The sequence below is a fragment of the Candidatus Hydrogenedentota bacterium genome (assembly GCA_016791475.1).
Lineage (GTDB): Bacteria > Hydrogenedentota > Hydrogenedentia > Hydrogenedentales > JAEUWI01 > JAEUWI01.
Window position 1 is genome coordinate 1 of sequence record JAEUWI010000397.1, and the last position, 551, is coordinate 551.

The window sequence follows — 551 nt, forward strand, 5'->3', positions numbered from 1 at the left end:
CGCGCTACGCCGCGTTCCGCCAGCGCTATGGGCCGGAGCGCTACTGGTGGCTGAGCTTTTTCCAAGTGTTCCTGCTGCAGGGTGGCCTGGCGTTCGTGATCTCCGCGCCCCTCCAGCTCTCGGCGAGCGCGCCCGCCACCGACGTCATGACCCCCGTCGATTGGATCGGCCTTGCCTTGTTCGTGGTCGGCTTCGCCTTCGAGGCGATCGGTGACGCCCCGCTGCTCGCCTTCCAACGGAATCCAGCCATGCGCGGCCGCGTGCTCGACACTGGGCTCTGGCGCTACACGCGCCACCCGAACTACTTCGGGGAGTGTGTGCTCGGCTGGGGGCTTTGGATCTGCGCGCTGGATCAGCCGCTCGGCTGGGCCACCGTCTTCGCCCCCCTCTTGATGACCTTCTTGCTGCTGAAGGTCTCGGGGGTGGCGATGCTCGACGCGCACCTCTCCAGCAGCAAGCCCGGCTATCGCGACTACATCCGGTGAACGTCGGCGTTCGTGCCGCTGCCGCCGCGCGCCTGAGTCATTCCGGGGGCGGAAACTCGCTGCAGG

At 67.9% G+C, this 551-nt stretch carries 1 protein-coding gene; it reads left to right on the forward strand.

Annotated elements, in window-relative coordinates; all coding sequences use genetic code 11:
• A partial coding sequence (locus tag JNK74_29885; protein MBL7650381.1) for a DUF1295 domain-containing protein occupies positions 1-485 on the forward strand: 485 nt, incomplete at its 5' end.
• Between the last annotated feature and the right edge of the window lie 66 nt (positions 486-551).